The organism is Cognatiyoonia sp. IB215446 (genome assembly GCF_033963825.1).
Lineage (GTDB): Bacteria > Pseudomonadota > Alphaproteobacteria > Rhodobacterales > Rhodobacteraceae > Yoonia.
The window spans coordinates 941,531-966,365 of the sequence record NZ_JAXBMD010000002.1 but is presented as its reverse complement, the minus strand read 5'-3'; the positions used below and the strand labels follow the sequence as shown (position 1 = coordinate 966,365).

The 24,835-nt window shown below is 58.2% G+C and carries 24 protein-coding genes and 1 tRNA gene; 16 read left to right on the top strand and 9 right to left on the bottom strand.

Annotation, left to right across the window (positions count from 1 at the left end; translation table 11 throughout):
- The first annotated feature begins 6 nt into the window (after nucleotides 1-6).
- The 4 genes from soxR to SLH49_RS12320 are packed head-to-tail and all read left to right on the top strand — an operon-like array spanning nucleotide 7 to nucleotide 3,577.
- Nucleotides 7-450 carry a redox-sensitive transcriptional activator SoxR gene (gene soxR, locus SLH49_RS12335; RefSeq protein WP_320269437.1) on the top strand — a complete coding sequence of 148 codons (444 nt, stop codon included), beginning with the start codon at nucleotides 7-9 and terminating at the stop codon, nucleotides 448-450.
- Between the two features lie 33 nt (nucleotides 451-483).
- Nucleotides 484-1,659 (top strand): pyridoxal phosphate-dependent aminotransferase, encoded by a 1,176-nt coding sequence (locus SLH49_RS12330; protein ID WP_320269436.1) that lies wholly within the window; start codon nucleotides 484-486, stop codon nucleotides 1,657-1,659.
- 50 nt (nucleotides 1,660-1,709) lie between these two features.
- Nucleotides 1,710-2,771, top strand: a complete 1,062-nt coding sequence (locus tag SLH49_RS12325; RefSeq protein WP_320269435.1) for a trifunctional transcriptional activator/DNA repair protein Ada/methylated-DNA--[protein]-cysteine S-methyltransferase — start codon at nucleotides 1,710-1,712, stop codon at nucleotides 2,769-2,771.
- Entirely contained in the window at nucleotides 2,768-3,577 is an 810-nt protein-coding gene (locus SLH49_RS12320) for an isocitrate lyase/phosphoenolpyruvate mutase family protein (protein WP_320269434.1), read from the top strand. Before SLH49_RS12325 ends, SLH49_RS12320 begins: the two co-directional genes overlap by 4 nt.
- A 97-nt stretch (nucleotides 3,578-3,674) precedes the next feature.
- Here the strand turns inward: SLH49_RS12320 and SLH49_RS12315 are convergent, their stop codons facing one another.
- Both SLH49_RS12315 and SLH49_RS12310 read right to left on the bottom strand, forming a co-directional pair.
- Complete coding sequence (locus SLH49_RS12315) at nucleotides 3,675-4,328, bottom strand: outer membrane protein (RefSeq protein ID WP_320269433.1); 654 nt, start codon at nucleotides 4,326-4,328, stop codon at nucleotides 3,675-3,677.
- 222 nt (nucleotides 4,329-4,550) lie between these two features.
- Nucleotides 4,551-5,645: an anhydro-N-acetylmuramic acid kinase gene (locus SLH49_RS12310; protein WP_320269432.1), complete on the bottom strand. Its 1,095-nt coding sequence runs from the start codon at nucleotides 5,643-5,645 to the stop codon at nucleotides 4,551-4,553.
- Nucleotides 5,646-5,708: 63 nt separating this feature from the next.
- Between SLH49_RS12310 and tyrS the strand changes: the two genes are divergently transcribed.
- Nucleotides 5,709-6,959 (top strand): tyrosine--tRNA ligase, encoded by a 1,251-nt coding sequence (gene tyrS / locus SLH49_RS12305; protein ID WP_320269431.1) that lies wholly within the window; start codon nucleotides 5,709-5,711, stop codon nucleotides 6,957-6,959.
- A gap of 30 nt (nucleotides 6,960-6,989) precedes the next feature.
- Here tyrS and SLH49_RS12300 read toward each other — a convergent pair whose 3' ends face one another.
- Nucleotides 6,990-7,505 (bottom strand): DUF1697 domain-containing protein, encoded by a 516-nt coding sequence (locus SLH49_RS12300; RefSeq protein ID WP_320269430.1) that lies wholly within the window; start codon nucleotides 7,503-7,505, stop codon nucleotides 6,990-6,992.
- Nucleotides 7,506-7,606: 101 nt separating this feature from the next.
- Here SLH49_RS12300 and SLH49_RS12295 point away from each other — a divergent pair, with 101 nt between their 5' ends.
- The 7 genes from SLH49_RS12295 to SLH49_RS12265 all read left to right on the top strand — a co-directional run bounded on the left by SLH49_RS12295 (nucleotide 7,607) and on the right by SLH49_RS12265 (nucleotide 13,277).
- Nucleotides 7,607-8,572, top strand: coding sequence for a GNAT family N-acetyltransferase (locus tag SLH49_RS12295; RefSeq protein ID WP_320269429.1), 966 nt, complete (start codon nucleotides 7,607-7,609; stop codon nucleotides 8,570-8,572).
- Between the two features lie 66 nt (nucleotides 8,573-8,638).
- The gene (locus SLH49_RS12290) at nucleotides 8,639-9,571 is read left to right on the top strand and encodes a PhzF family phenazine biosynthesis protein (RefSeq protein WP_320269428.1); all 933 of its coding nucleotides are present in this window, start codon (nucleotides 8,639-8,641) and stop codon (nucleotides 9,569-9,571) included.
- Between the two features lie 58 nt (nucleotides 9,572-9,629).
- Complete coding sequence (locus tag SLH49_RS12285) at nucleotides 9,630-10,049, top strand: Fur family transcriptional regulator (RefSeq protein WP_320269427.1); 420 nt, start codon at nucleotides 9,630-9,632, stop codon at nucleotides 10,047-10,049.
- Nucleotides 10,049-10,939 (top strand): DMT family transporter, encoded by an 891-nt coding sequence (locus tag SLH49_RS12280; RefSeq protein WP_320269426.1) that lies wholly within the window; start codon nucleotides 10,049-10,051, stop codon nucleotides 10,937-10,939. Before SLH49_RS12285 ends, SLH49_RS12280 begins: the two co-directional genes overlap by 1 nt.
- Before the next feature lie 42 nt (nucleotides 10,940-10,981).
- The gene (gene eno, locus SLH49_RS12275; protein WP_320269425.1) at nucleotides 10,982-12,256 is read left to right on the top strand and encodes a phosphopyruvate hydratase; all 1,275 of its coding nucleotides are present in this window, start codon (nucleotides 10,982-10,984) and stop codon (nucleotides 12,254-12,256) included.
- Nucleotides 12,253-12,759, top strand: a complete 507-nt coding sequence (locus SLH49_RS12270; protein WP_320269424.1) for a GNAT family N-acetyltransferase — start codon at nucleotides 12,253-12,255, stop codon at nucleotides 12,757-12,759. The genes eno and SLH49_RS12270 overlap by 4 nt, the downstream gene beginning before the upstream one ends.
- Nucleotides 12,760-12,854: 95 nt before the next feature.
- A complete protein-coding gene (locus SLH49_RS12265) occupies nucleotides 12,855-13,277 on the top strand; it encodes a cupin domain-containing protein (RefSeq protein ID WP_320269423.1) in 423 nt (140 codons plus the stop codon).
- A 7-nt stretch (nucleotides 13,278-13,284) separates the two neighbouring features.
- Here SLH49_RS12265 and SLH49_RS12260 read toward each other — a convergent pair whose 3' ends face one another.
- From SLH49_RS12260 to pdxH, 6 genes are all read right to left on the bottom strand, one after another.
- On the bottom strand, nucleotides 13,285-15,174 hold the full coding sequence (locus SLH49_RS12260) for a cation:proton antiporter (RefSeq protein ID WP_320269422.1): 1,890 nt from the start codon (nucleotides 15,172-15,174) through the stop codon (nucleotides 13,285-13,287).
- Between the two features lie 303 nt (nucleotides 15,175-15,477).
- A complete protein-coding gene (locus SLH49_RS12255) occupies nucleotides 15,478-19,128 on the bottom strand; it encodes a vitamin B12-dependent ribonucleotide reductase (protein ID WP_320269421.1) in 3,651 nt (1,216 codons plus the stop codon).
- Between the two features lie 564 nt (nucleotides 19,129-19,692).
- A tRNA-Pro gene (locus tag SLH49_RS12250) sits at nucleotides 19,693-19,769 on the bottom strand.
- Between the two features lie 43 nt (nucleotides 19,770-19,812).
- On the bottom strand, nucleotides 19,813-20,289 hold the full coding sequence (locus tag SLH49_RS12245) for a DUF192 domain-containing protein (RefSeq protein WP_320269420.1): 477 nt from the start codon (nucleotides 20,287-20,289) through the stop codon (nucleotides 19,813-19,815).
- Nucleotides 20,286-20,813 carry a cold shock domain-containing protein gene (locus tag SLH49_RS12240; protein ID WP_320240112.1) on the bottom strand — a complete coding sequence of 176 codons (528 nt, stop codon included), beginning with the start codon at nucleotides 20,811-20,813 and terminating at the stop codon, nucleotides 20,286-20,288. The genes SLH49_RS12245 and SLH49_RS12240 overlap by 4 nt, the downstream gene beginning before the upstream one ends.
- Nucleotides 20,814-20,931: 118 nt before the next feature.
- On the bottom strand, nucleotides 20,932-21,537 hold the full coding sequence (gene pdxH / locus SLH49_RS12235; RefSeq protein WP_320269419.1) for a pyridoxamine 5'-phosphate oxidase: 606 nt from the start codon (nucleotides 21,535-21,537) through the stop codon (nucleotides 20,932-20,934).
- 151 nt (nucleotides 21,538-21,688) lie between these two features.
- Between pdxH and fabI the strand changes: the two genes are divergently transcribed.
- The 4 genes from fabI to SLH49_RS12215 are packed head-to-tail and all read left to right on the top strand — an operon-like array spanning nucleotide 21,689 to nucleotide 24,818.
- Entirely contained in the window at nucleotides 21,689-22,495 is an 807-nt protein-coding gene (gene fabI, locus SLH49_RS12230) for an enoyl-ACP reductase FabI (protein ID WP_320269418.1), read from the top strand.
- Nucleotides 22,496-22,499: 4 nt separating this feature from the next.
- On the top strand, nucleotides 22,500-23,111 hold the full coding sequence (locus SLH49_RS12225; protein WP_320269417.1) for a LysE family translocator: 612 nt from the start codon (nucleotides 22,500-22,502) through the stop codon (nucleotides 23,109-23,111).
- A gap of 11 nt (nucleotides 23,112-23,122) precedes the next feature.
- Nucleotides 23,123-23,644, top strand: a complete 522-nt coding sequence (gene gpt / locus SLH49_RS12220; protein WP_320240108.1) for a xanthine phosphoribosyltransferase — start codon at nucleotides 23,123-23,125, stop codon at nucleotides 23,642-23,644.
- Complete coding sequence (locus SLH49_RS12215; RefSeq protein WP_320269416.1) at nucleotides 23,616-24,818, top strand: aminotransferase; 1,203 nt, start codon at nucleotides 23,616-23,618, stop codon at nucleotides 24,816-24,818. Before gpt ends, SLH49_RS12215 begins: the two co-directional genes overlap by 29 nt.
- The last annotated feature ends 17 nt before the right edge of the window (nucleotides 24,819-24,835 follow it).

The following is a 24,835-nucleotide window of genomic DNA, read 5'->3' as shown; positions in this document are numbered from 1 at the left end:
ATTTGCATGTCCCAGGGATTAGCCATTGGCGATCTTGCTGACCGGACTGGTATCGCGGTCTCAGCGATCCGGTTTTACGAAACGCACGGCATCGTCAAACCCCTGCGCAACAAGGGCGGGCATCGCCGTTATGGCCGCTCTGACATTCGGCGACTGTCCTTTGTGATGGCGGCGCAAGCGCTTGGGTTTCCACTCTCGGAAATTGCCGAGCACCTGCACGCGCTGCCCGATCACAAGGCGCCCACCAAGGCTGACTGGACCCGGATCAGCAAGGGATTCCGCAAAAAGATCGACGAGCGAATCGCTGCATTGGAGGAGTTGCGGGATAAGCTTGACGGCTGCATCGGCTGCGGCTGTCTGAGCCTGAAATCCTGCGCGCTTTACAACCCCGCTGACATCAAAGCCAAGGATGGCACGGGGCCACGCAATCTGACGCGTTTGCCTGCTTGACTTTCCGGTGCCATCGCCGTTCCCCTGCGGCGCATGGAACTCTCGACACGTATCACGAATATCACTGGTGGCGGCTCTGACGGCTGGGGTGTGTTTTATCGCGCACGCCGAATGATCCGCGAAGGGATCAAGGTCACTGAGCTTACAATTGGTGAGCATGATATCCGCACCCATCCCGACATCCTTGGCGCGATGCATGCGGCAGCCGTGGCCGGCCATACGGGCTATGCCGAGGTGCCGGGCATCCTCTCACTGCGCGAGGCGGTGGCTGCACGGATTACCGAGCGGACGGGCGTGGTGACAAAAGCGGCTAACATCCTGATCACGCCGGGCGGTCAGGCGGGTCTTTTTGCGGCCCATAATGCGGTGTGTAATCAAGGGGATACCGCGCTTTTCATCGATCCTTATTATGCCACCTATCCCGGCACAATCCGTGCTGTCGGCGCAGAAGCGCGAGCCATTGTCACGTCGCCCGATACAGCCTTTCAACCGACATATGAGGCGATTGCGGCCCAGGCGACAGGCGCAAAATCCCTGCTGATCAATACGCCCAACAACCCAACCGGCGCGGTCTACAGCACCGAGACACTCAACGCCATCGCACGTGCCTGCAAAGAGCATGACCTTTGGCTGATCTCGGACGAGGTTTACGACACGCAGGTTTGGGACGGCGCTCATATCAGCCCACGGACGTTGCCGGGCATGACTGAACGCACGCTGGTGGTAGGCTCCATGTCCAAAAGCCACGCGATGACCGGCAGCCGCGTCGGCTGGATCTGCGGACCAGAGGAGGCCATCACACATCTGATCACCCTCGCCACGCATACGACCTATGGCGTGGCCGGTTACATTCAGGACGCCGCCGAGTTTGCCCTTGGCCAAGGTCAACAGGTTGAAGAGGCAGTTGCGGCCCCTTTCCTGCGGCGTCGTGCGCTGACGCTTGACGTGCTCAAAGGCCAAAACGTCGTCCGCCCGCTGCCGATCCAAGGCGCGATGTATGCGATGCTGGATATCCGCGCGACAGGGCTCAGTGGCGAGGATTTCGCCAATGGTCTGCTCGATGCGCACCATATTGCGGTTATGCCGGGTGAGAGCTTTGGCAGTGCTGCTGCCGGGCATATCCGGGTCGCGATGACCGTGGACGATGCCGATTATGTGGCCGCACTCCAGCAACTGGTGGCCTTCGCGCAGAGCCATGTGCCGAAATAGCTGCCCGAAATCCGGCGGCAGCGCCCCTGAGAATCGGTTTATGCAGGGCCATGCTTTTTGATCTACCCTCTGACGATGTGCTTTACGATGCGCTGATCGCGCGTGACCCAGCCTATGAAGGGCAAGCCTTTGTTGCGGTCCGCACGACGGGTGTTTTCTGCAGGCTCACCTGCCCTGCCCGTAAGCCCAACCGCGAAAACTGCGCCTTCTTCGGATCAACCGCAGAATGTCTTGAGGCGGGCTTTCGCCCCTGTCGCCGCTGCCACCCGCTTGGCCCGGCAGCCGAGGCTGACCCCGCCATTACAAAACTGCTGGCTGCGTTGGAGGCCGCGCCTACACGCAGATGGCAGGAGCGTGATATCGTGGCGATGGGGCTTGATCCCTCAACCGTGCGGCGCAGCTTCAAGCGGCACTTTGGTGTCACGTTTCTCGACATGGCGCGGCAAAGGCGGTTGGCGCATGGCTTCACCGCTTTGGGCAGTAGCAAGGTGATCGACGCGCAGCTTCAGGCGGGATTTGACAGCCCGTCAGGCTTTCGCGCCGCATTTGCCAAGCTGCTGGGGCAAGCACCTGCAGAGTTCCAATGCGATGCCTTGTTGCAGGCCGCACATATCACAACACCGCTAGGCGCGATGATTGCGGTCTGCGATCACAACGCGTTGCATCTTCTGGAATTTGCCGACCGCAAGGCGCTGCCCACCGAATTGCAGCGGCTGAGGAAGATGGCCAAGGGACAAATCGGCATCGGCGAAACCGCGATCACCGCTCAGGTCAGAACCGAGCTTGATGCCTATTTCACGGGAACGTCCGGCACCTTCCAAACCGCGCTCGCGCTGCACGGCACGCCCTTCACCAAGGAAGTCTGGCGTGCCCTTCAAACGATCAAACCGGGCGAGACGCGTAGCTATGCAGCGGTCGCCAAGGCCATCGGATTGCCGCAAGCTGTTCGAGCCGTCGCACGTGCAAATGGTGCCAACCAGATTGCGATCATGATCCCCTGTCACCGGGTGATCGGCTCCAACGGCGCGTTGACCGGCTATGGCGGCGGGTTGTGGCGCAAACAAAAGCTTCTTGAAATCGAACATCTTCACGCAAGAAAGGCCCAGAGATGACACATCCTGCAGAAACGTTCCGCGCATTACATGTGAAGGGCGCGCCCTTTGTTCTGGTCAATGTCTGGGACAAAGGATCAGCCAAGATGATGCAGAATATGGGGGCAAAGGCGCTCGCCACATCGTCAGCGGCGCATGCGTTCACGATGGGGCGCCCCGACGGCGGGCAGATCACGCGCGATGAGGCGCTGGCCCATGCAGAAGACATCGTTTCGGTCACCCATTTGCCGGTGCAGGGCGATTTTGAGAACGGCTTTGGTGATGATCCGGCGACCTGCGCTGAAACCGTGCGGCTCTCGGCCGAAGTCGGGCTTGCCGGCATTTGCATCGAAGACACGGTTCTGCCGGGCAACGCCGCCTACGACTTTGACCTGGCGGTTGAACGGATCCGCTCGGCCGCGGTTGCGGCAAAGGAGTTGAAGCATGATTTTGTGCTGACCGCGCGGGCTGACGGCATCCTAACGGGGCAATATGACACCGATGAGGCGATCAGGCGCTTGCAGGCCTTTGAGGCTGCCGGAGCCGATTGCCTTTATGCCCCACTGCCCCCCAGCTTTGACGATCAGGCGCGTATTTGTGCCGCTGTGGACGCCCCGGTGAATGCGTTGGTCGCGGGCCGGTCTTGCGCCCAGACGCTGTCTGACTTTGCGGATATCGGCGTTGCCCGCGTCTCGCTCGGCTCATCGCTGGCTCGGATCACCCATCGCGTCATGCATGACGCGGCCAAGGCGATGTTTGAAGACGGTCAGTTCAGCCCCCTTAGCGCTGGCATAGGTAGCAATGTCGTCGACCCGCTTCTGAAATAGCAATAAGGGCCCGCAGTTGGCGCTGCGGGCCCTTTCGAACATCCCGGACAGGGGGGTTGGGGAAGGGACAGACTGTCCGGGCTGCCTATTGCTTGGATCAGAAGCGGAACGAGGCGCGCAATGTGCCTGTCAGCGCTTCGACGTCCAGATCATCGGTGATATAGTCGTCAAACTGGTGTTGCAGCACCTCGCCACCGATCATGAAACTGTCGCTGAGCAGATATTTGACACCCAGACCGGCAAATGTGCCGTCGTCATCACCGTCAACTGCATCTGTGCTAGAACTGGTTCTTGCTTGTGCGACACCACCGGTCAGATAAGGCAGGAACCGTCCCGCATCATAACCCAGCAGCAGCTTTGCACGTGTCACGGTGTCGAGTTCGAATGTATCATCAGCAATGGCAAGCTCGGGCTCGATATTTGAACCATCAATGTCGAGTTCGCCACCCAGCACGATATTACCAAAATCATACAAATAACCGGCATGTGCACCAAAGAGCAGACCGGATTCATCACCGTCTAACGCGTCAGTGCCTCCAAGTTCTGCTTCCAACTCACCAAAACCCAACTGAGCACCAGCGTAAAAACCAGTCCAGTCTGTCCCTACTGGTGCGACCGGCACAGGTGCGACGGGCACCGGAGCAGGGGTTGCCACAGGCTCTGAAAGCCCGCCAGCAGATGCCATACCTGCAACGATGGCCAGGGGAGCGGCCAGCATGCTCGCACGAACGGCTTTGAATGTCGGTTTCATTTTTATCTCCGTTATTCGGGTTGTCGTGCTGTACAGGTGACATCGAAAAACCGGATCACAATGCCCCTCACGCGGCTGTGATTGGAACCGGCAGCTTTGAGCGGAAGCCTCCAAAGAAGTTGAGCCAAATACCGCTTACTCTTGACACAATTACAGCGTTTTGGCGGTATTGTGTCGCAATCAGCGGAAATTTGCGGTCAATTGGGGCGAAATCTTGGCGAGTTACACAGAGCTCGACAACCGCCCACCGATGGTCGGGGCCGCTGTTCCGGTCGTTCCCGGCGCCGAAATGGGCAGACCTTTTGCGCTGCGGACAGCAAGATATGCAAAGGCCTGTGCCTCCAGCATATCGCCATCCAGACCGGCCTTTTCAACAGGAGCCACATCACACTCCAGGGTCGTCTTGAGCGCCTGCATCAGTGTCTGGTTCTTCCGACCACCCCCGGTCACCAAAAGCTGCTGTGGCAATGAAGGACAGCGGGTCAGCCCAACCGCCACACTTGAGACGATCGCTTGCATGAGCGTAGCCATCGCATCTGCATCCGAAAGTCCGGCCACCGCGTCGGTGAGTTCCACAAAATCGTCTCGGTCGAGCGATTTCGGCGGCGCTTTGTCAAAGTAAGGATGAGCGAGGAACTCCTGCACGATCGCATCACTTGCTGTCCCGGCAGCTGCCAATGCCCCACCCTCATCATAGGGCTGATTTCGGCGCGCCGACATGATGTCGTTCATCGGCGCGTTGGCGGGCCCCGTGTCAAAACCCAAAAGCGCGCCGGGATCGGCGGGATCGGCAAATCGCGGGTCAACCCAGGTCAGATTGCCGACGCCACCAAGGTTCAAGAAGGCAAGCGGCGCCTCGGCCTTTATCCATTTGGCCAAAGCAAAGTGATAGAACGGCGCAAGTGGCGCGCCCTGCCCGCCTGCTTGCATATCCGCACTGCGAAAGTCCCACACAACCGGCAACCCCAATGCCTTTGCCAGGCGTGTACCATCGCCGCACTGATGCGTGCCGCGCCCGCCTGGATCGTGAGCCAGTGTCTGGCCGTGAAAGCCTGCCAGTTCCACACCTGCGAATTCGCGCATTAGCGACAGATGAGCCTTTTCAACCACCGCGGCAGCCACGCTCACATCATCATCGGCCCACAAGCCCAAATGCTGGCGCAGCACGCCGCGTTCATCATCCGTGTAAGCCCGGTAGCCGCTTGGACCAAAGTCCAGAATCTCACCGCCATCCGTCACCAGCACGGCGGCATCAACTCCGTCCAGCGACGTGCCCGACATCGTGCCCAATGCCGTAACGACAGCCTCCTTCAACATATGCTTTCCCTTGGCAAATGACCTCTCTATAGACTGCCCCACGCCAATGACGGGAACAAGCAGATGACCTACCACCCCAAATCCGATTTCATCGCTGTGATGATGGAGCGCGGCTTTCTGGCCGATTGCACGGATTATCAGGGTCTTGATGAGGCGCTGAGTGCCGGGGTGGTGCCTGCCTATATCGGTTATGACGCCACAGCGAAATCGCTGCATGTGGGACATCTGATGAACATCATGGTCCTGCGCTGGCTGCAGAAGACGGGGCACAAACCGATCACGCTAATGGGCGGTGGGACGACCAAGGTTGGTGATCCGTCGTTCCGGTCAGAGGAACGGCCTCTGCTCGACGATGCGGCGATCCAGGCCAATATCGACGGGATGCAAACGGTCTTTGCCCGTTACTTGCGCTATGGCGATGGCCCCGCCGATGCCATCATGCTAAATAATGCCCAATGGCTCGATGACCTGAACTACTTGTCCTTCCTGCGCGATATCGGGCGGCATTTTTCGGTCAATCGGATGCTGTCGTTCGAGAGTGTAAAATCGCGGATTGATCGGGAACAATCCCTGTCTTTCCTCGAATTCAATTACATGATCCTGCAGGCCTACGATTTCCTTGAACTGAACCGTCGCTATGGCTGCCTCTTGCAGATGGGCGGGTCGGATCAGTGGGGCAATATCGTCAACGGGATCGACCTTACGCGCCGCGTGGCTGAGAAGGAGATTTACGGGCTGACGACGCCCTTGCTGACCACGAGCGACGGGCGCAAGATGGGCAAGTCGCAAGGCGGGGCTGTCTGGCTGAACGGCGATATGCTGTCGCCTTACGAATTCTGGCAGTTCTGGCGGAACACAACGGATGCCGATACCGGCAAGTTCCTGAAACTCTTCACCGAATTACCGATTGAAGAATGTGACCGCCTGGGTGCACTAGAAGGGTCCGAGATCAATGAGGCCAAGATCATCCTCGCCAATGCGGTGACTAGCTTGCTGCATGGTGCGGAAGCCGCACAAGCCGCCGAAGCCACCGCACGGGAAGTTTTCGAGAAAGGCGGCGTTGGTGATGGCCTGCCGACCCTCACGCTTAGCGCCGAGGAATTGGGCGACGGGATTTCGGTCGTTCAGCTTCTGGTGCGTTCCGGTCTGGCCGGCAGTGGCAAAGAGGCGAAACGCCTGATCGCCGAAAACGGCGCGCGATTGAACGACGCGCCGTTGAAGGATGCCGGTCTTTTCATGGATGCCGCGGCCTTGGCCGAACCCGTCAAGCTCAGCGCTGGCAAGAAGCGTCATGCCTTAGTGCAACTGGGTTAAGCAGCACCTGATCATCCCGACTGCTAGACGTCAGGCGTCGCCCGCTGCCATCTCAGCAAGGCGCCTGACGGTATTGAGGTTGCGCATCGTCGCAACCGGCACATTGGGCAATTGCAGCTTTGAGGTACCCATGCCGCTTGGATAGTGGATGTAGATTTCACGCACGCCACAGACCACGCGTTCATCCTTTTGTCCTTTCAAATCCGCGACCATCGCAGGTTCTGCAGGCACATCGAGAAAAAGCACTCCCAACCGCTTGGGATCGGAATCTGCAAAAGGGTTCGTATCAATGATCTGACCGATCTCCTGTGAACTACGCACAAAGACGTCAACCGCCTTGCCCGCATAGGCGGCCAAGCGAGCCTCCAAACTCGATTTGACTGTTTCGGGTGGGTCAGACGAACGGCAAACAAGGTTCCCGGACTGGATATAAGTGCGCACATCGGCAAGCCCTGCCGCATCTGCCATGGCGCGCAATTCCGCCATCGGCAGTTTACCTGTGCCGCCAACATTCACGGCCCTCAAGAGTGCGATCAGTGTTTGCATGGGCAAAGCCTAGCGCAGCCCCTGCACACACGACACCCCTGAACTACAACAGCAAAAGATCCATCACGATCAATGTGACACCAATTGGAAAGGTGATGATCGTGGCAACAAGAGCGGCACCCAGGGCTGTCGGTCTTGGTGGCGGGGCCACAATGCCGGAGATACGGCGCGGCTTGCGTCTGGTCAGTTTCATGCCGTTCTTTAACCACGCCTTAGGTTTCAATCCGCTTAATGCGCCCATGGCGCCAGAACCTGCCCTGCCCTTGCAACAACACTCCAATTTCGCCGCCGCATTGCGTCGCCTTGGCCAGCCTGTGCGGGTCACCGCGTTGTTAAACGGCGCGCCGGTCATCAGCTTACGGCGCTTCGGCGTCACCTTTGCATCTCGCGGACCGGTCTGGGCCGAGGATGTGCCCTGCGAGGCGCGCCGGGCGGATCTGCAGCAATCGGGTCTGCGCCTAATGAATGCCGACACCCAAGAGCCCACCGTTTACAAACAAGCGGGGTTTCGCATGATCACGACACCGGCCTTTGTGGCCGAGCTTGATCTGACGGACACGACCGAAACCCGCCTCGCCAATATGAAGCCGAAATGGCGCAATGCGTGGCGACGGGCGCAAGATGCGAGCTTTCGCACTGATATCCGGCCTTTCGCGCTGCATCGGCATGGCTGGCTGCTGGAGGCTGACCTCGCTCAGCAGCGCAGAAAGCGTTTTCGCACCCTGCCCCATGCCATTCTGAAAGCCTATGCCGATTGCCGCCCGCATGACACAATCGTCTTCACCGCAACCTGCAAGAAAACGCCCATCGCCGCGATGCTGTTTTTGCGCCATGGACCGGTAGCGACCTATCATCTGGGATGGACCGGGGCTGAAGGCCGCACACAGAATGCGCACCACGGCCTTCTCACCGCCGCCGCCGATTGGCTTGCGGCACGTGGTCATATCCGGCTTGATCTGGGGCATGTCGACACCGAGACGGCACCCGGCCTCGCGCGCTTCAAGATCGGCACGGGCGCCAAAATAAGGCCATTGGGCGGAACCTGGCTGCGTTTGCCCGGACGATAGCAGCTTTGCAGGCGCCTACCGACGCGTGATCGCCTGCGAAAGTCACGAGGCCAGAGTGCCTTGCCGATGATCTTGACCCCAGCCAGGATCGCCCTGATCTTCGCGATCATCGCCCTGGCCCCAAGGCCCCTATCGGAGCAGGCACACATGACCCGCTACTTCGTCTACGACGTCTTCACCGACCACGCCTTTGGCGGCAACCCATTGGCGGTGATCCCGGATGCGACCAACTTGCCAGAGACGTCGCTGCAAAAGATCGCCCGCGAGTTCAACTATTCCGAAACGACCTTTTTCTACCCTGCAGAAGACCCGGCGCACACCGCAAAGGTGCGGATCTTTACCCCGACCATGGAGATCGCCTTTGCCGGTCACCCAACCATCGGTACGGCGTGCGCATTGCGTGATGAGGGGCATGTGGGCGACATGGTGCTGGAGCTTGGCGTTGGCCCCATTCCTTGCACGTTCCATAATGGACAGGTGGCTTTCAAAACCTCCGCGCCGCTTGAGCGTCTCGCCCATCCCGATATTGCCCTTGTTGCTGCCGCGTTGGCCCTCCCCACAGAAGCGGTCAAAACGGCGACCCATGCGCCAGTACAGGCCAGCCTTGGCCTGCCTTTTGTCTTTGTTGAGTTGCAAAACGACCAGCACCTCGATGCCTGCGCGCCATCCATTGATGTCATCAAAGAGGGTGCTTCCCGGTATCCGGCGGGCATGGATTTTTCGCTCCTCGCCTACACCCGTCAGGGTGATCAGGTGAACGCGCGCATGTTCGCCCCGCTCGACAACATCCCCGAAGATCCCGCAACGGGCAGTGCTGCGGCAACAATGACCGCCCTTCTAACCGAAGCATTGGGGCATCCGCTTGATCTGACGATCCGCCAAGGCGTGGCGATGAGACGCCCATCATTGATCCACGCACGATCTGATGACAGCACCCCGGTGCGCGTCACTATCAGTGGTCAGGCGGTGCGCGTGATGCAAGGTGAACTTGTCTTCTAGCCCTCTGGCATCCCTATTCTGGGACGGCTATGAAAGACACATTCACGAGGGGCCATTTATGACCAAAACGATCCTTGCCCGTTGCGAAGCAAACGGCCTGAGACTGACAGAACAGCGGCGCACGATTGCGGCAGTGCTTGAAGCGGCAAAGGATCATCCTGATGTGGAGGAGCTTTATCAGCGGGCTGCCGCTGCCGATCCGCGTATTTCGCTTGCCACTGTCTATCGCACCGTGAAGCTGTTTGAAGAGGCTGGCATCCTCGACAAACATGAATTTGGCGATGGGCGCGCCCGGTATGAGGCCGCGGATCGCGACCACCATGACCACTTGATCGATGTTCATTCCGGCGAGGTGATCGAATTCGTCGACGAAGAAATCGAAGCTTTGCAGGAAAAGATCGCCGCCAAACTGGGTTACAAACTGATGGGCCACCGATTGGAGCTTTACGGCGTGCGCCTCAAGAAAAGCGACAGCTGATGGAGAACCTGCGCGGGGCCGCGTTCATGGTTTTCGCCATGTTCTGCTTTGCGGTCGAAGACGCATTGATCAAGCAGCTTTCCGGCACGATCCCCGCAGGCCAGGTGCTTGGGCTCATTTGTCTGGGTGGGCTCATCATCTTCATTGCCTGGTCGCTGATCGCGCGCATCCCGCTTTGGCACAAAGACTACCTTGATCCCGGTGTCATCGCGCGCAGCGGCTGCGAAGTCATTGGCTCCTGCTTCTTTGTTTCTGCCTTAGCGCTTATCCCACTGACAACCGCGTCGGCTGTTATTCAGGCCACGCCACTTGTGGTAGCTATGGCCGCGTCGCTGTTTCTTGGCCAACCTATGGGATGGCGGAGGTGGATCGCGATTATCGTCGGATTTTGCGGTGTTCTCTTGATAATCCGCCCCGGCATGGACGGCTTTATTCCCGCAACCCTGCTTGCTGTTGGTGGGATGCTGGGACTTGCAGCGCGAGATATCCTTACGCGCAAGTTGGACGTGGACCTTACCGGCGTTCATTTCGGCATCCATGCCTTTGCTATTGTCACGCCACCCGCTTTCCTGCTGCCCTTGGTTCAGGGCCAGATGCTGGTCTGGCCACAGGGCCGGGAATGGGTCCTGCTTGGCTGCGGCGTTGGCATTGGAACGCTTGCCTATCTCTTCATCGTCGCTGCCACCCGGATTGGGAATGCTGGGATCATCTCGTCGTTCCGCTACAGCCGGATGCTGTTCGCGCTGATCATCGGGTTTGTCTTTTTCGCCGAACGACCCGATTTCCCGACGATACTTGGCGCCACAATCATCATCGCCTCGGGCATCTACACCCTCTGGCGAGAGGCGCGGATCCACCGTGCTTCCCTTGCGGAAAATCCCGCGTTATAGAGCCACTGATACCGCTAACATCCCCTCCCAAAGGAGCCCGACATGAGCACCATCATCGACATCCACGCCCGCGAAATTCTCGACAGCCGGGGCAACCCCACGGTGGAGGTTGATGTGATCCTCGAAGACGGCACGATGGGCCGAGCCGCCGTACCATCCGGCGCGTCGACAGGTGCGCATGAGGCGGTCGAAAAACGTGACGGCGACAAATCCCGCTATCTCGGCAAAGGCGTTTTGGAGGCGGTTGCCGCCGTCAACGGCGAAATCGCGGAAGCTCTGGTAGGCTTCGATGCCACCGAACAGGTCGGCATTGATGAAGCGATGATCGAACTCGACGGTACGCCCAACAAGGGCCGTCTGGGTGCCAACGCCATCCTCGGTGTCTCACTCGCCGTCGCAAAGGCCGCCGCTGATTTCACCGCACAGCCACTCTTCCGCTATGTCGGCGGCACATCGGCCCGTACCCTGCCCGTTCCGATGATGAACATCATCAATGGCGGCGAACATGCTGATAATCCTATCGATATTCAGGAATTCATGATCATGCCGGTCAGCGCGGCGAACATCCGCGAGGCCGTGCGCATGGGCTCCGAAGTCTTTCACACGCTCAAAAAAGAACTGAGCGCCGCTGGCCACAACACCGGCATCGGCGACGAAGGCGGCTTTGCCCCGAACTTAGCGTCCACCCGTGTCGCGCTCGACTTCATCATGACCTCCATCGAAAAGGCGGGTTACAAACCGGGCGAAGACATCTACCTCGCCCTCGATTGCGCCGCGACCGAATACTACAAGGACGGCAAGTACGAGATGGTGGGCGAAGGCATCTCGCTGAGCTCCCAAGAAAACGCCGAATACCTCGCCAAACTCGTCGCCGACTACCCGATCATCAGCATCGAAGACGGCATGTCCGAGGATGATTGGGACGGCTGGAAAACCCTCACCGACCTGATCGGCGACAAGGTACAATTGGTCGGCGATGACCTGTTCGTTACCAACCCTGCCCGCCTCGCTGATGGGATCGCCAAAGGCTCTGCAAATTCGATGCTCGTGAAGGTCAACCAGATCGGCTCGCTCACCGAAACGCTGCAAGCAGTCGATATGGCGCACCGTGCGAAGTTCACCAACGTGATGAGCCACCGTTCCGGCGAAACCGAAGACGCCACCATCGCCGACCTCGCCGTCGCCACCAATTGCGGCCAGATCAAAACCGGCTCGCTCTCCCGCTCTGACCGTCTGGCAAAATACAACCAGCTGATCCGCATTGAAGAACTTCTCGGTGAAACCGCGATCTATGCCGGGCGGTCCATCCTCAAGTGATCACGATCCGGCCAGCGCGCGGCGACGATGATCTTGCCGCCGTGCGTCAGCTTTGCTGGGCCTATCGCGATGTTCTGGTCGCCCGCACAACTGACTTTCCGCTCCTGCTCGATTTCTTCTACGCCCAACCTGTCTATCAGCAATTGATGGACGACCTGCCCGCTCGCCACATCGCGCCGGATGGCGAGATTTTCGTGGCCGAGATGCAGGATCAGATCGTCGCCTGCGGCATGACCCACCGCATTGATGCGACCACATGCGAGATCAAACGCGTCTTCGTCGCACCCGCAGCCCGTGGCCAAGGCATCGCCCAACAGCTCTGCAAAGCCGCGATGCAGGATGCGCGCGAACGCGGCTATACCCGCGTGGTGCTGGACACGATGCGCAACCTGCCAGAGGCGATGGCGCTCTACGAAGGTATGGGTTTTACAGAGGCCGTGCCATACTATGACCTGCCCGACACCCTGTTGGACGATATCGTGTTTTATGAGCACCCGCTCTGATGGCTGAGCGGATCGCCCGTATGGAAAATGTATGTGCAGGATTTGTGCCTAATCTACACGGACAACGTGGACGCAAATTCGTGGGATAACCCCAAATGACAGCAGACGACATCATCGCAAAACTCGACCTGCAGCCGCATCCTGAAGGTGGTTATTACCGCCAAACCTGGATTGCCGAAAACGCGGGCCGTCCGACCGGCACATGCATATATTTCCTGCTAAAAGACGGCGAGCACAGTCACTGGCACAAGGTCGATGCGACGGAGATCTGGCTTTACCATGCTGGCGCGCCCATCGTGCTTTCTCTCTCGGAAACCGATCAAGGCCCGGCACAAGAACATACGCTTGGCGCGGACCTTGATGCGGGCCAAGCACCGCAAATTATTGTTCCAGAAGGATTTTGGCAGGCCGCGCGTACCACTGGCGATTGGACGCTGGTCAGCTGCACCGTCTCACCCGGCTTTCAGTTTGACGGTTTCACCCTGGCCGCACCCGGTTTTGACATCGCCCGTGTCTGAGCCGTGATCAGGCTTCATCCATCTCTGGCATCTCGCCGGTTTCCAGAATCTCCATCATCTGCCCGTGCAACTCTGCCTCGCGCGGCCCGATAATCTCGCGCACCCGCGCGATGTAGTTTTCGTTCTCCATCACCGGGATATCCGGATCATATGCGTCGGCGAGCGAGATCATCGACGCGCGATCCATCCGGTTAAAGGCGTCCACCATCATATCCGCCCGGTCCTGCGGAATTCCCATCTGCTCCAGCGCGGAGCGGCCCATGCGCAAGGAACTGTCATAGGTATCACGGATAATGTCACGGCAACCCGCTGCCCAAAGCTCGTAGACGTGGTGTCGGTCCACCGCACGGGCGATGATGGGAAGATCCGGGAAAATGCCCTTTACGTAACGTACGAGCCCCGTGATCTTCTCGCGGTCATCAATCGCGATGACGAGGATCTTGGCGTTTTGCAAACCAGCCGCGTGCAACAAATCGGGGCGCGTCGCATCGCCATAATAAATCCGCGCGCCAAATCGGCGCATATTCTCAAGATGCTTGGCATTGTAGTCGATGACAGTCAGGCTGTAGCCCGCCGCGGAGAGGATGCGGCGTACGATGCCGCCAACGCGACCCGCGCCCGCAATGATGATCTCGCCCTGCTCTTCGATCTCATCCGCCGGTTCATCCGCCGCAGTCGTGTAGCGCGGCGCGATCACGCGGTCGTAGAAGATGAACAAAGGTGGCGTCAGCATCATCGACAGCGCCACTACCAATAAGAGCTTGTCCGCCAGGTCCTGCGGCAGGATCAGGTTCGTAACCGAGAATGACAGGAGCACAAAGCCAAACTCTCCTGCTTGCGCAAGGCTTAGCCCCAAAAGCCAGCGGTCCGAGCCATGAATGCCAAAGACAAAGCTGAGGCCGATCAGAACGAGGATCTTGATCGCCATCAACCCAAGTGTCAGCCCAAAGATCAGCAGCAGATTGTCGCCAAGCAGCTCAAAATCGATCGCGGCGCCGACGGTCATGAAGAAGAGACCCAAAAGAAGGCCCTTGAACGGATCAATATCCGACTCGAGCTCATGGCGGTACTCGCTGTTCGCGAGGACGACACCTGCAAGAAAAGTGCCCAAAGCAGGTGACAGGCCAACAAGCGACATCAGAAGTGCGATGCCGATCACCATCATCAAAGCTGTTGCCGTGAAGAGTTCACGCAAATTCGCGGCAGCGATGAACCGAAAGATCGGACGGGTCAGATAGCTGCCCGCCCCGATTACCGCCGCGATGGCAACCACGTTGACAAGGGCGGTCTGCCACCCGTTCAGTCCGGCAACAAGACTGATCGTGTGACCGTGATCCTCATCGCCATGATCACCTGCGGCACCATGTGCAAGATCGACCAGTTCCGGCATGGCCAGAAGCGGCATGAAGGCCAGCATCGGGATGACCGCGATATCCTGCGCCAACAGGACCGAAAAGCTGGATTGGCCGCCGCCGCTTTTCATCAATCCCTTTTCATTCAACGTTTGCAATACGATAGCCGTCGAACTTAACGACATGATGAGGCCAATGGCGAGAGCGACCGTCCAGCTTTGCCCCAGCATCATGGCGGCACCCATCACCAAAAGCGCGGTCAATCCAACCTGACCGCCGCCGAGGCCAATCAATTGGCCGCGCATCGCCCACAGACGCTTGGGCTCCAGTTCCAGCCCGACCAGAAACAGCATCATGACAACGCCGAACTCGGCAAAATGCTGGATCGAGATGACATCGACATCAAGAATGGCAAGAAGTGGGCTGATCGCAATGCCAGCCAACAGATATCCGAGCACCGAGCCAAACCCCAAACGCGAGGCGATTGGCACCGCGATCACACCAGCGATCAGGAAGATGAATGCGAGAAGAAGAAAATCAGTCATGACAAGCCCTTGCGTTGTTCAGATCATGCGCAGGCTGGGTCGGCTTTGGAAAGGGAGGCCACGCAATAAATTGGTGGATCACCGGCAGCGAAGACCCAAGCTGTCCGCTTGAAAGAAAAAAGGGAGACCCGAAGGTCCCCCATAGTTTCGCTGATCAGGCTCACTCATTATGTACCGCTCGGTTTGTTGCCTGCGGCCCGATCCACGCCGGGGCGAGCGCACCCGCCCCCGGAACTTTTTGCGACCAGAGAAACTTCGTTGCGAAGTTTCTCTGCAACGTGAGATTTTTCGTGACGAAAAATCTCAGCTACAGCCCGAAGTGGCCCCGCATGTATTGCACTTCATGCAGGTGCCATTGCGCACTAGCGTGTAGTTCCCACATTCCCCACAAGGGTCTCCTTCATAGCCCTGCATCTTTGCCTTGTCGCGCGCGGACATCGTTGTCGCCGTGCCCGTTGCCACAATGCTTTCGCTGACCTCGGGAACCAGTGTCTGCAGCGCCGCCGAAGGGTCCGTTCCTGTGGCCAAAGCCGTAGCACCCGCCTGACCACCCTGCAGCACAACCAGATCTTGCGGCATCCGCTTGCGCAGATAACCCGTCGACGAGATTTGTTTGAGCACTTCAAGCGACCGGGTCGCCGCATTCTCCGACGGTGCCTGGATATTCGACACGCCTTCCTGCTCACCGCGGCCAACATCGTCGAACGTGGCGCCTTCCGGTTTCACATGGGCCAGATCGGTCCGGTCGAGGTAGGACACGGCCAATTCGCGGAAGATATAATCAAGGATCGACGTCGCATTCTTGATGCTGTCATTGCCCTGCACCATGCCTGCTGGTTCGAACTTGGTGAAGGTGAACGCGTCCACGAACTCCTCCAGCGGCACACCGTATTGCAGGCCGACGGACACGGCGATGGCGAAGTTGTTCATCATCGCCCGGAAACCGGCGCCTTCCTTATGCATGTCGATGAAAATCTCACCGAGGGATCCGTCTTCATATTCACCCGTCCGCAGGTACACCTTGTGCCCGCCAACAATGGCTTTCTGCGTATAGCCTTTGCGCCGCTGCGGCATCTTCTCACGCTCGCGGTTGCGCACTTCCTGCACGATGATCTTTTCGACGACCTTTTCGGCCAACACAGCTGCCTTTTCCTGTGGCGTACCGGTTTCGAGCGTTTCCATCGCCTCATCGTCGTCTTCGACCAACGCGGCCGCCAAAGGCTGCGACAGTTTCGAGCCATCGCGATAAAGCGCGTTGGCCTTAATGCCGAGCGACCAGCTGAGTTCGTAGGCCTTCTGGCAATCCTCAATCGTTGCATCATTCGGCATGTTGATCGTCTTTGAGATCGCACCCGAGATGAACGATTGGGCGGCAGCCATCATGTGAATATGGCTCTCAACACTCAGATAACGCTTGCCTTTTTTGCCGCAAGGGTTCGCGCAATCGAAGACATTGTAGTGCTCTTCCTTCAGGAAAGGCGCGCCTTCAAGCGTCATCGTCCCGCAAACATGATCGTTGGCGGCGTCGATATCCTGCTTCGAATAGCCAAGATGCCGCAGCAGATCGAAGGTCGGGTCGCTCAGCTTTTCGCCCGGAATACCGAGGGTCTTGGTGCAGAATTCCTCACCCAGCGTCCATTGGTTGAACACGAACCGGATATCGAAGGCAGAGGCCAGCGCTGCCTCGATCTTGTCCAGTTCCGCCTGCCCAAAGCCGTGACCCACCAGCGAGGTGTGGTTGATCGCAGGCGCCTGCCCCATGGAGCCATGGCCCACGGCATAAGCGATGATTTCTTCAATCTCAGCCGAGCCATAACCTAACTTGTCTAGCGCAGCCGGAACAGATTGGTTGATGATCTTGAAGTAACCACCGCCCGCGAGCTTTTTGAACTTCACAAGGGCAAAGTCAGGCTCAATCCCAGTCGTGTCGCAATCCATGACTAGACCGATTGTGCCCGTGGGCGCGATGACCGAGACTTGCGCGTTGCGGTAGCCATGTTTCTTGCCCAGCGTCAGCGCCTCATCCCAGGACGAGACGGCCAACTCGATCAAACGTGGGTCCGGACAGTTGGCGTGATCGAGCGCTACTGGCTTGACGTCGAGTTTGTCATAGCCCGTTGTCTTGCCCAAGGCCGCCTGGCGATGATTCTTGATCACGCGGAGCATGTGCTTTTCGTTCTTCGCATAGCCGGGAAACGCGCCCAATTCGCCCGCCATCTCAGCCGAAGTCGCATAAGACACGCCCGACAGGATCGCCGTCAGCGCGGCACAAAGCGCACGACCGTCGTCGCTGTCATAGCCCAACCCCATATTCATCAGCAGGCCGCCAATATTCGCGTAGCCCAAGCCGAGCGTGCGGAAGTCGTATGAGCGCTGCGCGATTTCCTTTGACGGGAACTGCGCCATCATCACGCTGATCTCCAGCGTCACGGTCCAGAGGCGGGTCGCGTGGATGTAATCCTCTACCTGAAACTGACCGTCCTTGTAGAAGGTCAGCAGGTTCATCGACGCGAGGTTGCACGCCGTATCATCGAGAAACATGTATTCAGAACAAGGATTTGAGCCACGAATCTCACCGTTTTCGGGGCAGGTATGCCAGGCATTGACGGTGTCGTGGTACTGGATGCCGGGGTCAGCACAGGCCCATGCGGCATGGCCAACCTGCTCCCACAGATCGCGCGCTTTGATGATCTTGGCGACCTCACCGTTCTTGCGGTTGATCAACTTCCAGTTCGCGTCTTCCTCAACCGCCTTCAGGAAAGCGTCGGTGACACGGATGGAGTTGTTGGAGTTCTGACCAGAGACGCTGGAATAAGCTTCGGAATCCCAGTCGGTGTCATAGGTCGGGAATTCAATGCTGTCATAGCCCTGCTTGGCGTAATCCAGCACGCGCTTGATGTATGTCTCTGGGATCGCCGACTTTTTCGCGTCGCGCACAGCAGAGGCCAGCGAGGCGTTTGTCTTGGGATCGTAAGCTACCTCTGCATCTCCATCCCATGATTTGATCGCCTGGAAGATCGCATTCAGATACCGTTCGTGCATCTTGGAGCCTGCGACGATGCTCGCCACCTTCTGCTCTTCAATGACCTTCCAGTTGATGAACTCTTCGATATCAGGGTGATCGGCATCGACAATCACCATCTTCGCTGCCCGACGGGTTGTCCCGCCCGATTTGATCGCACCCGCAGCCCGATCACCGATTTTCAGAAAGCCCATCAGACCCGAAGACTTGCCACCACCCGACAGCGGCTCACCTTCACCGCGCAGGCTGGAGAAATTGGTGCCAGTGCCCGAGCCATATTTGAACAGACGCGCCTCACGCACCCACAAATCCATGATCCCGCCATCGTTCACCAGATCATCGTCGACCGACTGGATGAAGCATGCATGCGGCTGCGGATGCTCATAAGATGAGGCCGACTTCGTCAGCTCACCCGTCTTGTAATCCACGTAATAATGACCCTGCGCCGGACCATCGATGCCGTAAGCCCAGTGCAGGCCCGTATTGAACCATTGCGGAGAGTTGGGCGCAGCACGCTGGGTCGCCAGCATGTAGCGCATTTCGTCGAAATAGGCGCGCGCATCTTCCTCGGTCGAGAAATAGCCGCCCTTCCAGCCCCAATAGGTCCATGCACCCGCAAGACGATCAAAAACCTGCTTGGCCGAGGTTTCGCCGCCAAAGGTCGCGTCTGCTGCAGGCTCTGACCGCCACAGGAACGACGGGACACCTTTTTCCTTCACCTTTTTCAGCTTTGACGGCACGCCTGCCTTGCGGAAATATTTCTGCGCGATGACGTCCGAGGCAACCTGACTCCAACCGCGCGGAATCTCACATTCATCCAGTTTGAAAACCACGGTTCCGTCCGGATTGCGGATCTCCGAAGTTGTGATTTTGAATGCAACAGACGCATACGCGTCATTGCCAGCTTTTGTGAAATTGCGTTCGATTTTCATCTTTTTCTGCCCCTTCTTTTTTTTGACGCCGATCGCGCGCTTTGCTCTTTCGACACATGCACCATCGTATCAGTGCAAACACTCATGTTACCGACCCGCTACAACGCCCTCATCCGCCCTGATCCATGATCAGGTGGCATCTCAGACATTGCGATTTGGCTTGCGCCCGTCTGCGAAATCGTCCCCGCGCCGACACTACATGTTGTGTTGTTTCCGTCGGCCCGCACAACCTGACGCAACTTGCCCTAGTGGGTCAACGAGTTTTTAACACAAAATGTAGATTAAATTTGTTGACGAACGGTCTTTGAACTGTCGCCAGCGACGCGCACCGATTCATCCACGGGATTGTCCACAAGACGTCTGATCAACCCGATCACCAGAAAGTGTTTTTGTCGGCATACTTAGCATGGATTCTTTAAGGACTGGCTGAGGATATCCGCAGGCGCGGGCTCGCCTTCAGAAAGGTTAACCAGTGATTAATCGAACAAATTCAAAGGTTAACGCGCCAGACACAGCGCAACCATAAGGATAGTCATGCCATGTCAATTGAACATATTAGAGGAGTGGTCGGGGCGGCGAGATTCGAACTCACGACCCCCTGTACCCAAAACAGGTGCGCTACCAGACTGCGCTACGCCCCGGACCGAGGCTGTCTTTAGCGGCACCAAACTGATTTGAAAAGCCCTAACTGTCGGTCTTTTCACCACAAGGCCGGATTGCGTCGGGTCCAAAGCTGGGATGCTGCAGAACATCCCCGACCGAGACGCCCAGACGGCTCGTCATACCGCCATTCACCTCAAGCACCATCTGCACACCTTCGCCACCTGGGATCGGTGTCAGGTCACCGGGGATCGCGTTTTCGTGGATGGAGAGTATCTCGCCATCTGGTGCGGCGAAAACCATATCAAGCGGAATCAGTGTGTTCTTCATCCAGAAACTGACCGACTGAGGTTGCTCGTAGATAAAGAGCATGCCGGACAATGTCGGAAGGTCCTCGACGAACATCAATCCGCGCGCGCGTTCCTGTGGGCTGTCGGCGATTTCGACGGCAAAGTTCGCCTGCCCCCAATCGCCGAAAATCGTGACTTTGTCCTCGGCACAGGCTGCCAACGCGGGCTGCCCGACAGAGATCAGACCAATCGCGATGACGGCAGGCTTCACTTGGCTGCGATCTCCCAGCCGACGACCTCTATCGCCATACGGCCACGTTCGCCATCTACCAGACGGATGCCAATCGCCTCGCCCGATTGCAGGTCCGACAGGCCAGAACGACGCAGCACTTCGACATGCACAAAAACGTCTTCATCATTGCCAAAGATATTCGCAAAGCCAAAGCCCTTGGCCTTGTCGAACCATTTCACCCGTGCGGGGTGAATGGGCTTCTTGGCGATATCGGCAGGCGTGAACTCGACCATATCGCGCAATGGAACTGCGCTGTCACTTTGCGGTGGAACGATCGAGAGTACTTCGGTCGCCTGCAGGCCACGCTGAGTGTCCTGCACAATGATCTCAATGGTCGATCCATCAACAACCGAGCCCTGGCCGAAATTCCGCAGCACATTCGCATGCAACAAGATATCTGGTCCGCCAAGGTCGGCGATCACAAAACCAAACCCTTTCGAGGGATCGAACCACTTTACTTGTCCTTGCACCCGGCGTGTTTCGCTGGTGTCCTGCGTATCCATTGTCATTCCTCTGGGCGGCACCACGTCCTGGCGCGCTCCTTTTTCTTATTTACCACATTACGATCTCGAACAGAAAAAAACAGTGACTTCAACCACCTGAATTTCACGAAGCGTGAAATTATGGCGAAAGCCGCACCACATCCCACGTACCGTCTATCGTCTCGCGTGACCACCGAAAGCGGTCATGCAACCGAAAGGCACCATCTGACCAAAACTCGATCTCGGTTGGCACGATGCGGAAACCACCCCAGAACGGGGGCCGTTCCGGATCCGTCCCTTTGTCTAACGTAACCATTGCAACGTCGGCCATCAATGCCTCACGAGAGGACAAAGGTCGAGATTGTTTGGATGCCCATGCACCCAACCTGCTCTTGAGCGAGCGGGAGGCAAAGTAGGCATCAGCAATCGGTCCATCTTCTTTGCTGACCAGCCCGCGCACACGAATCTGACGCCTGATCGACTTTGCATGCATCACAAAGGCCGCCTTGCCGCTTTGCAACAGCTCCTGCCCCTTGCGGCTTTCATAGTTGGTGTAGAAAACAAAGGCGCCAGCCTCGATATCCTTTAGCAACACCATGCGCGCATTCGGCATGCCATCCGCATCAACCGTTGCGAGCGCAATCGCATTGGGGTCGTTCACTTCTTTCTTGCTTGCAGCCGCAAGCCATGTGCGCGCAATCTCAAACGGGTCGTTACCCGCAAATATACCGCCACGATCCGACATGACCGGTCCCCAACACTGCCCCCATATCTGCCTTATGGTCAATCACCGCGACAGGCAACCGTTTTTGCCCCGATGCTCAATCTCTTGCTGACCGCTGGACAATCGCCTAAACCGTTCAAAACCATAGATGACCAGCGGGGGAACGACATCGATGACGGGGCAATTGATGCAGGGCAAACGTGGCCTCATCATGGGGCTAGCAAACGACAAATCCATCGCCTGGGGTATCGCCAAAGCTTGCGCCGATGCAGGGGCGGAACTGGCATTTTCCTATCAGAGCGAAGCGCTGAAAAAGCGGGTTGGCCCACTGGCCGAATCTGTGGGCTCCGACATCGTGCTGCCATGTGACGTGGGCGATGAGGCCTCAATCGACGCCCTGTTCAGCGCGTTGGAAGAGAAATGGGGCAAGCTCGATTTCATCGTCCACGCCATCGGTTTCTCGGACAAGAACGAGTTGCGCGGACGCTACGTAGATACCAGCCGTGACAACTTTCTGATTTCCATGGACATCTCGGTTTATTCCTTCACCGCCGTAGTTCAGCGCGCCGAAAAGCTGATGACGGAGGGCGGGTCCTGCCTGACGCTGACCTATTACGGCGCCGAAAAGGTAATGCCGCATTATAATGTGATGGGCGTGGCGAAAGCCGCATTGGAAGCATCGGTACGCTACCTTGCCGAGGATTTGGGCAAGAAGGCCATTCGCGTGAACGCGATCAGTGCGGGCACGATCAAGACGCTTGCCGCCTCCGGCATTGGCGATTTTCGTCTGATCATGCGCTGGAACGAATACAACTCCCCATTGCGCAGGACGGTCAGTCAGGAAGAGGTGGGCAAATCCGCCCTCTATCTGCTTTCTGACCTTGGCAGCGCTGTCACCGGAGAGGTGCATCACGTTGACGCAGGATATCATGTTGTCGGTATGAAAGCGGTCGACGCACCCGACATCACAAAGGAATAACACAATGACCTGGGCCGCCATATTAACGCTGGCGGGGTTGCAGGCCCTGATTGCGATCAGCCCGGGCCCCGCAGCCGTGGTGACAATCAAGACGGCTGCATCTCAAGGTGTGAAAGCGGGCCTTGCGCTCAGCTTCGGGCTCGCCAGCGCAATCTTGATCTGGGCGTCTGCCGCGCTCGCGGGCCTATCGATTGTCTTCGAGGTTGCACCCTACTTGCAAACGAGCTTGCGCGTCGCAGGCGGTCTTTTCCTGATCTGGATCGGATGGAGCATGTGGCGCCATGCCAGAACCCCCTTGCCTGATCCAGTTGCTGCACCCGCAATCGGGGCCGCGCGGCTTGTCCGTCTGGGCCTTTTGACAAATCTCGCCAACCCCAAAGCGCTCGCCTACTTCGCTGCAGTCTTCGTCGGCATCATGCCCGCCGACCCGACCTTTGCGATGGCCCTGACCATCCTCACGGTGATCTTTGTCATTGAGTTTGCGTGGTATGCAGCACTCAGCATCGCGTTTTCGCGCCCCTCACCCCGCCGCGCCTATCAACGCGGCAAGATGCATATTGATCGCGCCTTTGGTGGCATTCTCGCCCTGCTGGGCGCGCGCATTGCGTATAATTAGGACCAGAAACTATGACCGACAATCGCCTGCCTCATGAAAAGGGATTCCATGTCAGTTGGGATCAGATCCATCGTGACAGCCGGGCGCTAGCATGGCGTCTCGATGGCAAAGGCCCAGACAATGGGGCGTGGCGTGCTATCGTGGCGATAACGCGCGGCGGCATGGCCCCGGCGATGATCGTGGCGCGTGAGCTGGACGTCCGCACAGTCGATACGATCAGCGTGAAATCCTACCATTCCGGCGGCGGTCAGGCCGATCAGCGCCGCGATGCTGAGGTATTGAAGTCACCTGATGCAGAGATGATGGGTGACGGCACCGGCATTCTGATCGTCGATGATCTTGTAGATAGCGGCAAGACGCTAGAGCTGGTGCGCGCCCAGTATCCGAACGCGCATTTCGCCACCGTCTACGCCAAACCGCAGGGCGAACCGCAGGTCGACACGTTCATCACCGGCGTTAGCCAAGACACGTGGATCTTCTTCCCCTGGGACATGGCCCTGCAATATGTTGAGCCCTATCGTGGCCGGGACTGAAGCGACGACACGCACATCCAGCACATTCGCCCCGCCTGTCATGGAGGCACGGCGCTGGCTTGATGGCGTTGAACATCCCAAAGACCGCCCGCTCCTCAATGTCAGCCAAGCGGCACCCGTTGACCCGCCCCCCGAACCATTGCGCAAAGCGATGGCCGACATCGTTCTCAATCAACCAGACAGTCATCTTTATGGCCCCGTTCTGGGCCTGTCCGCCCTGCGCGAAGAAGTTGCCCAGCAATGGAGCGCCTCATATGGCAGCACGATCACCCCTGATCAGGTGGCGATCACTTCCGGCTGCAATCAGGCCTTCGCCGCCGCCATCGCTGCCCTTTGCACCGAGGGCGACGCCGTCATCATCCCAGTGCCCTATTACTTCAATCACCGGATGTGGCTGGATATGTCGGGGGTGGAGACAATTCCGCTGCTAGTGGGCGAGAGAATGATCCCGGATGCCGAACAGGCTGCGGCGCTGATCACACCTAGCACCAAGGCCATTGCGCTGGTCAGCCCGAACAATCCCTGCGGTGTCGAATACCCGGCAGCCACCTTGCGCGCCTTCTTTGAACTCGCCAAGCGGCACGGGATCGCGCTGATCGTCGATGAAACCTATCGCGATTTCGACAGTCGCGACGGCGCGCCGCATGATCTTTTCAGCGATCCCAACTGGGCCGACACGCTGATCCATCTTTATTCCTTCTCGAAGGCCTACCGGCTGACAGGCCATCGGGTGGGCGCAGTGGTGACAAGCGCCCCTCGTCTTGCCGAGATTGAAAAGTTCCTCGACACCGTCACCATTTGCCCGAACCAGCTTGCCCAACACGCGGCGCTTTGGGGGATGCAGAACCTTTCGGACTGGTTGGCCGGTGAACGGGCCGAGATTCTTGACCGCCGTGCTGCGATTGAGGATTACTTCCCGACGCTCGCCGCCAAAGGATGGCAGCTTCTGGGCAATGGCGCCTACTTCGCCTACATGACCCACCCGTTCAAGATGTCGTCGGCAGAACTGGCAAAACGTTTGGTGCGCGACGCGAGTGTGCTTTTACTGCCCGGCACCATGTTCATGCCATCTGACTTACCGGGCGGTGACCGCCAGGTCCGCATCGCTTTTGCAAACATTGATCGCGCCGGGATCAAGACCCTTTTCACCAGGTTGTCAGACCTGCCCTACTGACCCTTGCGCAGCGCCGC

Coding starts and splice junctions, on each gene's coding strand:
- SLH49_RS12310 (WP_320269432.1), bottom strand. CDS start 5,645: ATGTTGAAGGAGGCTGTCGTTACGGCATTGGGCACGATGTCGGGCACG.
- SLH49_RS12290 (WP_320269428.1), top strand. CDS start 8,639: ATGATCTTGACCCCAGCCAGGATCGCCCTGATCTTCGCGATCATCGCC.
- SLH49_RS12315 (WP_320269433.1), bottom strand. CDS start 4,328: ATGAAACCGACATTCAAAGCCGTTCGTGCGAGCATGCTGGCCGCTCCC.
- SLH49_RS12300 (WP_320269430.1), bottom strand. CDS start 7,505: ATGCAAACACTGATCGCACTCTTGAGGGCCGTGAATGTTGGCGGCACA.
- SLH49_RS12215 (WP_320269416.1), top strand. CDS start 23,616: ATGTTGAGCCCTATCGTGGCCGGGACTGAAGCGACGACACGCACATCC.
- fabI (WP_320269418.1), top strand. CDS start 21,689: ATGACGGGGCAATTGATGCAGGGCAAACGTGGCCTCATCATGGGGCTA.
- SLH49_RS12320 (WP_320269434.1), top strand. CDS start 2,768: ATGACACATCCTGCAGAAACGTTCCGCGCATTACATGTGAAGGGCGCG.
- pdxH (WP_320269419.1), bottom strand. CDS start 21,537: ATGTCGGATCGTGGCGGTATATTTGCGGGTAACGACCCGTTTGAGATT.
- SLH49_RS12280 (WP_320269426.1), top strand. CDS start 10,049: ATGGAGAACCTGCGCGGGGCCGCGTTCATGGTTTTCGCCATGTTCTGC.
- SLH49_RS12240 (WP_320240112.1), bottom strand. CDS start 20,813: ATGGATACGCAGGACACCAGCGAAACACGCCGGGTGCAAGGACAAGTA.
- tyrS (WP_320269431.1), top strand. CDS start 5,709: ATGACCTACCACCCCAAATCCGATTTCATCGCTGTGATGATGGAGCGC.
- SLH49_RS12225 (WP_320269417.1), top strand. CDS start 22,500: ATGACCTGGGCCGCCATATTAACGCTGGCGGGGTTGCAGGCCCTGATT.
- gpt (WP_320240108.1), top strand. CDS start 23,123: ATGACCGACAATCGCCTGCCTCATGAAAAGGGATTCCATGTCAGTTGG.
- soxR (WP_320269437.1), top strand. CDS start 7: ATGTCCCAGGGATTAGCCATTGGCGATCTTGCTGACCGGACTGGTATC.
- SLH49_RS12260 (WP_320269422.1), bottom strand. CDS start 15,174: ATGACTGATTTTCTTCTTCTCGCATTCATCTTCCTGATCGCTGGTGTG.
- SLH49_RS12285 (WP_320269427.1), top strand. CDS start 9,630: ATGACCAAAACGATCCTTGCCCGTTGCGAAGCAAACGGCCTGAGACTG.
- SLH49_RS12255 (WP_320269421.1), bottom strand. CDS start 19,128: ATGAAAATCGAACGCAATTTCACAAAAGCTGGCAATGACGCGTATGCG.
- SLH49_RS12265 (WP_320269423.1), top strand. CDS start 12,855: ATGACAGCAGACGACATCATCGCAAAACTCGACCTGCAGCCGCATCCT.
- eno (WP_320269425.1), top strand. CDS start 10,982: ATGAGCACCATCATCGACATCCACGCCCGCGAAATTCTCGACAGCCGG.
- SLH49_RS12325 (WP_320269435.1), top strand. CDS start 1,710: ATGCTTTTTGATCTACCCTCTGACGATGTGCTTTACGATGCGCTGATC.
- SLH49_RS12330 (WP_320269436.1), top strand. CDS start 484: ATGGAACTCTCGACACGTATCACGAATATCACTGGTGGCGGCTCTGAC.